A 12,598-nucleotide genomic window follows, 5' to 3' on the forward strand; every position below is an offset into this window, starting at 1 on the left:
TTAATTTTTTGATATAGAAGCTTATGAAAGGAATTGTACTAAAAAATTGGTTATTGTTATTGCTAATTGTAAACGTTGTAAGCGTAAATGCACAAAATAACATATCAACCTTACCAAAAAATCAAATTGTTCCATTAGTGAATGATGGGACTAATTTTACAAGTGTAGGTGTGAGTAGTAGTCAAGATTGGTCTATCATTGGAGGTTACTATGACGAGTTTAGTAATAAAGGAAGAGCGGTTGATGCCGATTTAACAAATTACACTTCAACTAATGTAAATAGTTTTTTAACCATCACTTCTCCTATTGATATTCCTGCAGGTAGTTTTGCAGGAGCAAGAATAAGAACGTCTTCATTGTTAGGAACGGTAACTAGTTTGTTGGGAGGTCTTGACGATATTGTTATTAAAACATTAGATGCTAATGATAACGTGTTAGAAACCTATGAGCCTGGGAATGATAATTCATCAATAGAATTATTAAGCCTAGCGCAAATACGAAATGTTGGGTTTGTTACAGGCCAGGCCTTTAGGAAAATAAGAATTGAATATTCAGCCTCAATATTATCAGGTCTTAGAGTATACTATCCTTTTATTAAAGTATATAGTGACAATGTTGCGCCTTTAGCTTGTAATGCTCAAACACCTGTAATAGCTCCAAATTATGCTTTGGAAGTTGATGATGTAGGTGTTTCCGGAGTTTCTATTAGTGTTTTAGGTAGCTCTATTCTTAATCCTGAAAATGTGATTGATGCGAATTCTACGAATCATGCAACTTTGAACGCAGGTACTGTTGGTGTGACTGCTTTAGGAACTTCATATTTATCAGTTAAAAAACAATTAGCGTATGATGATTCGGATGGTATTCTGGATCCTTTTCCTGCTGGCACTTACGCAGGGTTTAATATTACATTATCTGATCTTGCAAACGTAGGTCTATTAGATAATATTACGATCATTACCTATTTGGATGATGTACAACAAGAAATAAGTACTTCTTCAACCAATCTTGTAGATGTTGCACTTTTAGGCGCTGCAACACAAAACAAAGGATTTGTAACCACTTTGCCTTATAATGAAATTCGTATTGTAGCAAATGCCGAACTGGCAAGTGTTTCATTAGGAGAGCTTCAAGTCAACTATCCAATTATCAAAAAATACTGTTCATATGATGTAGCGACTGGTGGGGTTTTAGATTGCAATACACAAACGCCTTGGACGAACACTGATTATCCAGTCGAAGTTCATACTCCAAATTCTTCGGGCCTTATTGCAGCTGGGACTTCAGTTTTAGGGTTAGAAAATATTATTAATCCTGGTGCTATCGATGTTGATGGTGATAATATTGGTGATGATTATGCCCAATTAGGCCTAAATGTTAGCGCTCTAAGTGTTTTCGAAATAGGTGTATATGATGTTTTGGATAGTTATACTTCTTCGCATTTTGTTGGTTTTGATATAGAAACTGCAAGTTTGCTAGATGTTAATTTATTAAATAACATTACCATCTCTACATATTTGAATGGTGTGGCAACGGGAGAATCTGTTACTGGAACAAGTTCATTAGTTAATGCACCTTTATTGTCAGGTTCAATTTCTCAAACAATTGGTTTTGTAACTTCAGATGAATTTGATGAGGTGAGAATTAAATTTAATTCAACGGTTAATGCAAATTTAGGTTCTATTAAAATATATGGTAGTGTAATAAAGAAAATGTGTCCAATAACTTTGGCTTGTAATTCATCCTACAGTTTAAGTTCACCAGATTTTTCTGCCTATATAGATTTTTCACAAACCGGAATTAGTGGATTGGCTTGTGTAGATTGTAATGTTGAAAACGTAAATAATGTTTTAACTGCCAATCAAAATGATTATGCTGTTTTAGATTTAGCAGTAGGAGTCATAGGTTCAGCAAGCATTGCGGTAAGAGATGCCACAAACTCATTTCCTCCTGGATCAACGGCTGGTTTTAATATTGAATACGAATCTTCAATTTTATCGATAGATCTTTTTGACGCAATTACCATATCAACTTTAGATGCCAATGGTTCGGTTCTCGAAAGTAAATCTGGTACTGATTTGCTAGGATTAGGTTTGTTAGGTGGTACTTTCTCTGGAACTACTGGTACAGGGTTTACTAATATTGGTTTTGAAACTTCACAAACTTATCATGGAATCAAAATAACAGTTGAAAAATTATTAGGAGCTGACCTTGGAGGAATTTTAGCAAATTCTGAAATTAAAGTATATGGTGCATTTGTAGATACAAGGAATGCCACTGGAGGTATTTTCGATGCATGTCCAGTTCCTTGTTCTAATATTCCAGTCTTAGGTTTGATTACTCAGCCAACTTGTGCGATAGCAACTGGGAGCCTTCAATTAACAAACTTTGATGCTTCGCATACTTATGTATTTAGTCCTTCAATTCCTTCAGCAAATATTTCATCAACAGGATTGGTGACTTTGCCAGTAGGAACTTATACTTATACAGTGAATGATGGATCATGTGTTTCATCTTCAAGTGCTAATATTGAAGTACTGTCTCCTACTTCTAATCTTAGCTTGAACAGTACTCAAGTAAATGTTACATGTTTAGGTGGAAATACTGGTTCTATTGATTTAACTGTTTCTGGAGGTCAACCTAATTACACTTATAATTGGACAACAAGTAACGGAAGTGGTTTAAATTCATCAGCTGAAGATCAATCAGGTCTAACGGCAGGCAAATATTACATTACCGTTACTGATGCCAATACTTGTACAATTCAGGATAGTGTAATTATAACTGAGTCTTCTCCTTTTGCTATTTCTGTAACCGGAACAAATACAAATGTTAGTAGTAATGATAATGGTACGGCAACAGCTAGTATATCAAGTGGTTCTTCAACGTATTCTTATTTATGGTCACCTGGTGGTGAAACTACACCTACTATTACAGGATTGAGTCCGGGTAATTATGTTGTTACTGTAACAGACTTAGGAGGTTGTGAAGTCACTGATTCTATTGAAATCGAAAATGGATTGCAAATAACTATACCATGTAATACTGATAATTTTGTTCCTATTACATCAGAAAATTTTAATGATTTAACAGTGCTAACTAGCACGAGTGGCGTTTGTCTCGGGCTATTAGGCTGTGGGATATATAATTCAAATAACATTATTAATACAGATCAAACAGATTTCGGATCTGCTTCTTTAGGACTTTCTCTTGCTGCTACTCATACGGTGAGAGTATCCGATTTAACACCTGGTGAATTCTTTAAAGGAGGAAGTTATGCAGGTTTTGTCATTTCTAATAACTCACTTGTTAGCCTTGACTTATTATCTGTTACAACAATAAGAACTTATTTGAATGGGGTTTTACAAGAAACTAGTTCTTCAAGCTCCCTATTGGGTGTTTCAACTACATTATTAGGTTCAGGGCAGTTTAATGTTGGTTTTTATACAACGCTAGATTTTGATGCCATCGAGATTTCACTTGGTAGTACAGTTGGTTTAGACCTTACTGGAGCTACAAATATATTCTATGCAGTAACAAATAGTTTCTGTGAAGGACCGGATTTTCAAGATCCACAATTTTGCAATACACCAACTTATCTAGCTAAACCAACATTCCCTGCTAGAATTGTTGCAGAACGTACAGGAACTTCAGGGATTTCTGTAGCTACAGTAACAAATCCAACCCATATGGTTGATTCAGATCCATTGACTTATGCGGAAATTAACTTTTTGGCTGGTTTATTAGGTGGTTCGGCTTCGATTAGTGTAAAAGATGAATTGTCTTCATATCCTTCTGGAACTTTTGTTGGTTTTGACCTGGAAACAGTTTCAACACTTGGAGTGGATTTATTGGGTCAAATTTCTATTACGACCTACCTCAATGGTATTCAAGTTGAAAATGTTTCAAATGCCTCGGCATTATTAGGAGTTGGTTCAGGACTTCTGACAGGTTCCGAGACTACCCGTGTAGGTTTTGTTACTTCGAGTGCTTTTGATGAAGTTCAATTAACAGTTTCAGGTTCGGTAACAGTTGATCTTGGTAGTACAAAAGTTTATGGTTTAATTCTTCAAAGATTCTGTGATGGTCCTATTGAATGTAGTGAAGACTTCGTTGTAAGTAATCCAACATATCCTGTAATTATTAATAATGCTCTAACAGGGGTTGAGGGTGTTGCATGTGTTGGATGTGAGGTTGATAATTCACAGAATGTCATATCTCAAAGTCCTACAGATTTTGCTTCAATTAATGTACTTGCCGGAGTTGCAGGAACAGCTTCTGTTTCTGTTCAAAATATACTTAATACTTACCCAGCAGGAACTGTTGCAGGATTTGTGATTAGAGATTTAGGTTCAATTCTAGAATTAGATTTATTAAATTCTATGACCGTTTCAACTTATCTTGATGGAGTTCAACAAGAAAGTTATTCAGGTGGATCAGGATTACTTTCATTAAATGTTCTGGGTATATTAAATATCAACCCAGACCCAAATGGAGCTTATGCATTTGCTTTCCCTTCATCACTTCCTTTTAATGAGGTACGATTAACTGTTGGCTCCTTAGTTGGAGTGATAAATTCAATAGAAGTTTATGGTCAGTATATCAACATAAGCGCTACAGGTATATGTTCTTCTCCATTTAACAATGATTTTAATGTTGGGATATTGAATGATTCCATCAGTGGAGATTTAAGTACAAATGATTCGGCACCAGCAGGAACAACTTATGGAAGTATAGTGGATAATGGAAGTAATCCTTCAACTGATTTGCCTGTTCTGAATTCTGATGGAACTTATACCTTCATTACTGATACAGTAGGTGTATATGAGTTTTTAGCTGATGCTTGTTTACCTGGAGTTACATCACCAAATTGTAACCAAACAACTTTAACCATCACAGTGACAAATCCAACGCTTTCAAGTAACCCTCCAATAGTTAACCCAGATATTGCTACAGTTATAGAAGGCACTCCATTAACAGTTAATGTGTTGAGTAATGATGGTCCTGGAAATTTAGGAGGAACATTAGGTAATCCGACAGTTGTGGGTGCTCCTTCAAATGGAACAACCACAATTGATGGAAATGGAAACGTAGTTTATACCCCAAATACAGGGTTCGTTGGTGCAGATACTTTAACATACGAAGTCTGTGAAACACCAGGTAACTTATGTGCAACGGCAACAGTTACTATAACCGTTTTGCCAGCAGGTTCTGACAACACTACAATTGCAAACGATGATTATACAAGCACTGCATACAACACAGCAGCTAGTGGAAATGCTATTTCAAATGATACGGATCCGGAAGGGAATTCACAATCAGCTACACCTGAAACAGTAGTATTACCAGAAGGTACATTTGAAATTGACGCTGCAGGGGACTGGACATTTACACCAAATGCAACTTATTTAGGAGGAACTGTAAATATTTCGTATGAAGTATGTGATGATGGAACTCCAATTGCATGTTCAAATGCAACCATCCATGTTGTTGTAGAAAATCCAGAGATGACCATCAATCATGACTTTAATGTTGGAATGTTAAATGATACAATTACTGGTGATGTAAGTACAAATGATTCTATCCCAAATGGTACAACTTACAGTAACCCTGTTGCAAATGGTAGTAATCCAAATACGAATTTGCCAGTATTGAATACTGATGGTACCTATACTTTCGTGACAGATGTGGCAGGTGTTTATGAATTTGAAATAGATGTTTGTGCACCAGGGCTTGTATCACCAGATTGTGATGTGACCACTTTAACGCTAACAATTACAGATCCAACAATTTCAACTAACCCGCCAATTGTAAACCCAGATATGGCAGTAGTCATAGCAGGAAACCCGGTAACTATTAATGTTGTAATTAATGATGGCCCTGGAAATACTGGAGGTGTACTAGGCACACCCACTGTTGTTGGAATACCAACAAATGGAACAACAACTGTTGATGTAAACGGAAATGTTGTTTATACACCAAATACAGGATTTACTGGTACTGATACTTTTACTTATGAATTGTGTGAGACACCAAGTAATTTATGTGGATCTGCAACGGTAACGGTGGAAGTATTTCCAATAGATACAAGAATTAAAAACAGAACAATAGCTATCGATGATTATGCTAGTACACCGTATAACACAGTGGTAAATGGTAATGCATTGGCTAATGATGTAGATCCAGAAAATGACTCACAGGTGGCTACCGCTCAAACCATAACTTTAACAGAAGGTTCTTTCACAATTGACGCTGCAGGAGACTGGACATTTACACCAAATGCTTCCTATATAGGAGGTACTGTAAATATTCCTTACGAAGTGTGTGATGACGGAACACCAATGGCATGTGCAAGTGGAACCATTCATGTACTTGTGGGTAATCCTCCAACTATTCCAGATTTTAAGCCGACTATTTTCACTAGTAATTTGAATATTATTGGAGGAACAGGTGTTATTGACTTTAGAGTGCTTATAGGAGAATATTTGAATGTAAATTCTAATGGAGTTTCTAATGTAGAATTAATAATTCTTAAGAACCCATTATTAAATATTTCATTCAATAATATGCTCACTACTTTCCAGGGTATGCCTGTTAATAATTCTGATTGGGTATTTGATGATACGAACCCTGCTTTATACAAATTCACATATGTTGGAAACAATACCATATTTCAAAAGAATTCTGGGGAATTTATTGGAATAAACGCAACCTATAATCCAGCGTCAAATTCAGAAGGATTTTTCCCACTTAAAGTTACAATTAAGTACTTGTCCGGTGGTGAAACTAATACGATTAATAATGATGACATAGATTATATTCAATATAATAACAATTAGGCACAACAACTCCTTTAAGTATTCATATTAAAAAGGATTGTTCAATTAAATTTTTAATAAAATAATAAAAGTATTTCATTATGAAAAAAAGTATATTCTTATTGGCATTGTTGTTTTCGGTTTTTACCGTAAGCGCACAATCCGTGTCTTTACCTTCTTCATCCATATCTCCCGCTCCCTTGGATCTTTTTGAGAATAATGGTACTGGAATTGCTACTTTCACTTTCGGAGAAAGTTCTGGTCTGCCTGTACCTGCTGAATCATTCCCAGGAATCGCCAACGTGAGAATAATCGTAGGTTTACAGTATATTGAACTTACTGGAGCAGATATTAATGGAGTAACGGGTACTATTTTAAATTACTTTACACCATCTTATGATGTTGCTACTAATAATTTAATTTTCACTCAGAATGGCGTTATTCCAGGTTTTACTGGGTTAACAGCAAACTTTCCAATTACAGTAACTCAAAATTCAACATCGGCACAAAAGTATAATGGTTTTAATGCGAATATTAGTGCTACAGGAGGTAATACAAATGCTCAAGGAAATACAGCTGTTTTTACTTTTACCGACGGGTGTATTAATCCAAATACACCAATAGTATCAGTAAGTGCAGCAACTATTAGTTCTGCAGCTTTAGTTACAGTAACAAATTATGATGCTGGACTAACTTATACATCAAACCCTGCAGGTCTGACAGTAGGACCAGGAGGAGTTGTTACAGGCGGAACAGATGGAGTAGATTATACAATCACGGCCAGTAACTCTGGAACAACTTGTTCAGCAACATCACTAAGTTTCACATTCGATGATGATATACAATTACCGGACCCAGTATTATTTGAAGCCCAAATAGCTCAGGTATGTGAGAACAACGATGCCACTACATTATATGCTACTGCAGTTGGAGCTCCTTCTGGACAATGGGAGGTATATAATACAACTACTTCATCTGTAATTGGTGGGCCGTTTAACAATGGTGTTTATATAGAAATAAATTCTGTGGCTATCACCCAAAATATTCAGATTCGTGACGTTACCACTTCTGCAACATTGGCGGATTTTGTTAATATAAGCGGAGGAGGTTCTGATTTTATTACGGCTGATGATGGCTCATCAGATGCAAGTTGTTTGCAAGAACGGGCATGTAGTGGAAATATGTTCGATCTAATAGAGCAGGGATACGCCGGTAGCTTTTTAAATACAACTAATGAGGATGGGATTCTTGGAGATTTTTCTTTAGCTGGCCCTCACAACGGAAGCTTTAATGCAGTCGTTTTTGGAAATTTTAGTTCGGATGGAACAGGTGATACTGAAGGTCGATTGGCTATAGAAGGTGATTTAACTGTTGCACCTGGAACCTACACTGTGGGGGGAGGAGCACCATCATCTACTGGAGGTCTAAATGCCCCAATGGGTTGGGACAATCTTATTGTTGGTGGTAATATGGATTACACAACGGGTGGTGTAAGAGGAAATATTTTATTCAACAACAATGTTGGAGCAAACTTGCCTGGGTTTATCGGTATAGGGTCGGCTTCAGGTGTGTATAGAAATATTTCGCCAGATATAAATTGGTCAGGGGCAAAATCTTTATTTGAAAATTTAAGTACTGACAATAATCCTTCAAATATTAGTAATTCTTGTCAAGGAGCAGTTGCAGGTACGATAACTGATTATGGTGGAGGAAGTTTTGATTTGGATGCTAACAATAGTGCATCTGTGGTATATTTCGATTTATCTACGTTTACTTTACCGAGCTTCCCTAGTTTCAACTTTATTAATATAGGAAATGCCGAATCTATAATAATTCTTTATCCTTCCAATTCAGGTACAGTTTCTTTTACTGGTGGGAGTATTTCAATTGAAGGTACAGCGCCAGCTTCGCCTTACTCAGGTGCAGCATTAGGGTTTATAGAAAAGACCTTATGGAATTTTTATGATGCTACAACATTTAATTTTAGTTCTTATGCAATTTTCGGAAGTGTTCTTGCTCCTTTTACTACATCGGCTACCCTTTCTGGTGGTCAATTGAATGGTCAAGCAATCTTATCTGGAAACGTAAATCAATTAGGAGGTTTCGAATTTCATAACTTCTGCTTTAATGGTGGTGCAGAAAACTGTGATGTTGCAGATTTGTCTATGGACAAAACTGTAAGCAACACAACACCAGCTGTGAATGATATAGTAACCTTCACATTGACAGTAACAAATCTTGGTGGAGATGATGCCACTAATGTAAATATAGAAGATGTGGTTCCAGCTGGTTATAGTAATATTACCAATATAAGTAATAGTGGTGTACTAAGTGGCAATACAATAAGCTGGACAGGTTTTAATGTTAATACAATTACACCACTTGTCCTGACTTTTGATGTTACCGTTGACGCACCTACGGGTGCATTAGAGGAATACAAAAACACGGCTACCATTACAGACAGCGACCAGTATGACTCGAACCCAAATAACAATGAAGATGACGCCACGATAACAACTCCGTGTGTTGCTCCTTTAACACCAGTGGTAACAGTAACATCTGAAGATTGTACAGAAGATGCAAGTAACAAAGTAACGAACTATGATAATGCTCTTACTTACACTTCGACACCATCAGGTTTAACAGTAGGCTCAGGTGGGATTATTACTGGAGGAACAACAGGAACGGATTATACAATTACAGCAAATAATGGAACCGTAGGATGTTCATCAACATCTGCAAGTTTCACATATGATGGAGATCTTCAAATTACTGTTCCACAACCAACATTAGCATGTTACGAAACGGCAACGTTCAATACTACAACATGTGTATGGGATGTAACAGGTACGCAACCAGCACAACCAACATTAGCATGTTATGAAACGGCAACGTTTAATACAACAACATGTGTTTGGGATGTAACAGGTACGCAACCAGCACAACCAACATTAGCATGTTATGAAACGGCAACGTTCAACACAACAACATGTGTTTGGGATGTAACTGGAGCACAACCAGTACAACCAACTTTAGCTTGTTACGAAACAGCAACATTTAATACAGCAACATGTGTATGGGATGTAACTGGAACACAACCGGTAGAACCAACAACAGCATGTCATGAAACAGCAACTTTCAATACAACGACATGTACTTGGGATATTACAGTTACAGATAATCAAGATCCTGTGATTGCGGGTTGTCCTGCAAACATTACACAGGTGAATGATCTTGGATTAAGTACAGCTGTAGTAACATGGACAGCTCCAACAGCTACTGATAACTGTTCAGTAACATTAACGAGTAGCCATAATCCGGGTGATGTATTCCCATCTGGAACAACAACTGTTACTTATACAGCAACAGATGGAGCAGGAAACGTAGTGACTTGTACTTTTGATGTAACAGTTTCAGATGATGAAGATCCTGTGATTGTAAATTGTCCAACTGACATAACAGAAACTATAACTGCAGGAAATTGTTCACAAACTGTAACATGGACAGCTCCAACAGCAACAGATAATACACCTGGTGTAACTTTAACAAGTACGCATAACCCAGGAGATGCTTTCCCAATTGGAACAACAACTGTTACTTATACTGCAACAGATGTTGATGGAAATACAGCAATTTGTACTTTCGATGTTGTAATCTTGCCACCAGCACAACCAACATTAGCTTGTTATGAAACAGCAACGTTTAATACTACAACGTGTGTTTGGGATGTTACTGGAACACAACCAGCACAACCAACATTAGCATGTTATGAAACAGCAACGTTCAACACAACAACATGTGTATGGGATGTAACTGGAACACAACCCGTAAAACCAACATTAGCATGTTATGAAACAGCAACGTTTAATACAACAACTTGTTCTTGGGATGTAACTGGAGCACAACCAGTACAACCAACATTAGCATGTTACGAAACGGCAACGTTTAATACAGCAACATGTGTATGGGATGTAACTGGAACACAACCGGTAGAACCAACAACAGCATGTCATGAAACAGCAACTTTCAATACAACGACATGTACTTGGGATATTACAGTTACAGATAACCAAGATCCTGTGATTGTAGGTTGTCCAGCTAATATTACTCAAGTAAATGATGCCGGAGTAAGTACAGCGGTTGTAACATGGACAGCACCAACAGCAACAGACAACTGTTCAGTAACCTTAACTAGTAGTCATAATCCAGGAGATGTATTCCCATCTGGAACAACAACTGTTACTTATACAGCAACAGATGGAGCAGGAAACGTAGTGACTTGTACTTTTGATGTAACAGTTTCAGATGATGAAGATCCTGTGATTGTAAATTGTCCAACTGACATAACAGAAACTATAACTGCAGGAAATTGTTCACAAACTGTAACATGGACAGCTCCAACAGCAACAGATAATACACCTGGTGTAACTTTAACAAGTACGCATAACCCAGGAGATGCTTTCCCAATTGGAACAACAACTGTTACTTATACTGCAACAGATGTTGATGGAAATACAGCAATTTGTACTTTCGATGTTGTAATCTTGCCACCAGCACAACCAACATTAGCATGTTACGAAACAGCAACGTTTAATACAACAACATGTGTTTGGGATGTTACTGGAACACAACCAGCACAACCAACATTAGCATGTTACGAAACGGCAACGTTCAATACTACAACATGTGTTTGGGATGTAACAGGAACACAACCGGCAGAACCAACAACAGCATGTCATGAAACAGCAACTTTCAATACAACGACATGTACTTGGGATATTACAGTTACAGATAATCAAGATCCTGTGATCGCGGGTTGTCCTGCAAACATTACACAGGTGAATGATCCTGGAGTAAATACAGCTGTAGTAACATGGATAGCACCGACAGCAACAGATAANTTGGATTAAGTACAGCTGTAGTAACATGGACAGCTCCAACAGCTACTGATAACTGTTCAGTAACATTAACGAGTAGCCATAATCCTGGTGATGTATTCCCATCTGGAACAACAACTGTTACTTATACAGCAACAGATGGAGTAGGAAACGTAGTGACTTGTACTTTTGATGTAACAGTTTCAGATGATGAAGATCCTGTGATTGTAAATTGTCCAACTGACATAACAGAAACTATAACTGCAGGAAATTGTTCACAAACTGTAACATGGACAGCTCCAACAGCAACAGATAATACACCTGGTGTAACTTTAACAAGTACGCATAACCCAGGAGATGCTTTCCCAATTGGAACAACAACTGTTACTTATACTGCAACAGATGTTGATGGAAATACAGCAATTTGTACTTTCGATGTTGTAATCTTGCCACCAGCACAACCAACATTAGCTTGTTATGAAACAGCAACGTTCAACACAACAACATGTGTATGGGATGTAACAGGTACGCAACCGGTAGAGCCAACAACAGCATGTCATGAAACTGCAACTTTCAATACAACAACTTGTATGTGGGATATTGCAGTTACCGATAATCAAGATCCTGTGATTTCAGGCTGTCCAGCAAACATTACTCAAGTAAGTGATCCAGGAGTAAGTACTGCAGTAGTAACTTGGATAGCACCGACAGCAACAGATAACTGTTCCGTATCATTAACAAGTAGCCATAATCCAGGTGATGTATTCTCCACAGGAACGACTACAGTTACTTATACAGCAACAGATGGGGCAGGAAATAGTGTTACTTGTTCATTCGAAATCACAATTCTTAGTGATTGTTTATCAAATCCTTTATTGGATTGTGATGGGGATGGTGTGTCAA

General features: G+C 37.2%; 3 protein-coding genes and 1 pseudogene. All 4 read left to right on the forward strand.

Going from position 1 to position 12,598, the window contains the following annotated elements; genetic code table 11:
- Positions 1 to 23 precede the first annotated feature (23 nt).
- Positions 24 to 6,839, forward strand: coding sequence for an Ig-like domain-containing protein (locus C6368_RS16470; protein WP_107040325.1), 6,816 nt, complete (start codon positions 24 to 26; stop codon positions 6,837 to 6,839).
- Between the two features lie 1,160 nt (positions 6,840 to 7,999).
- Positions 8,000 to 11,728 carry an HYR domain-containing protein gene (locus C6368_RS16475; protein WP_449374863.1) on the forward strand — a complete coding sequence of 1,243 codons (3,729 nt, stop codon included), beginning with the start codon at positions 8,000 to 8,002 and terminating at the stop codon, positions 11,726 to 11,728.
- 53 nt (positions 11,729 to 11,781) lie between these two features.
- A pseudogene (locus tag C6368_RS17685) lies at positions 11,782 to 11,838 on the forward strand (hypothetical protein); the annotation flags it as partial.
- 33 nt (positions 11,839 to 11,871) lie between these two features.
- The coding region (locus C6368_RS16480) for an HYR domain-containing protein (RefSeq protein WP_159038651.1) at positions 11,872 to 12,598 on the forward strand (727 nt) is incomplete at its 3' end.

The sequence above is a fragment of the Brumimicrobium mesophilum genome (assembly GCF_003025005.1).
Taxonomy (GTDB): domain Bacteria; phylum Bacteroidota; class Bacteroidia; order Flavobacteriales_D; family Crocinitomicaceae; genus Brumimicrobium; species Brumimicrobium mesophilum.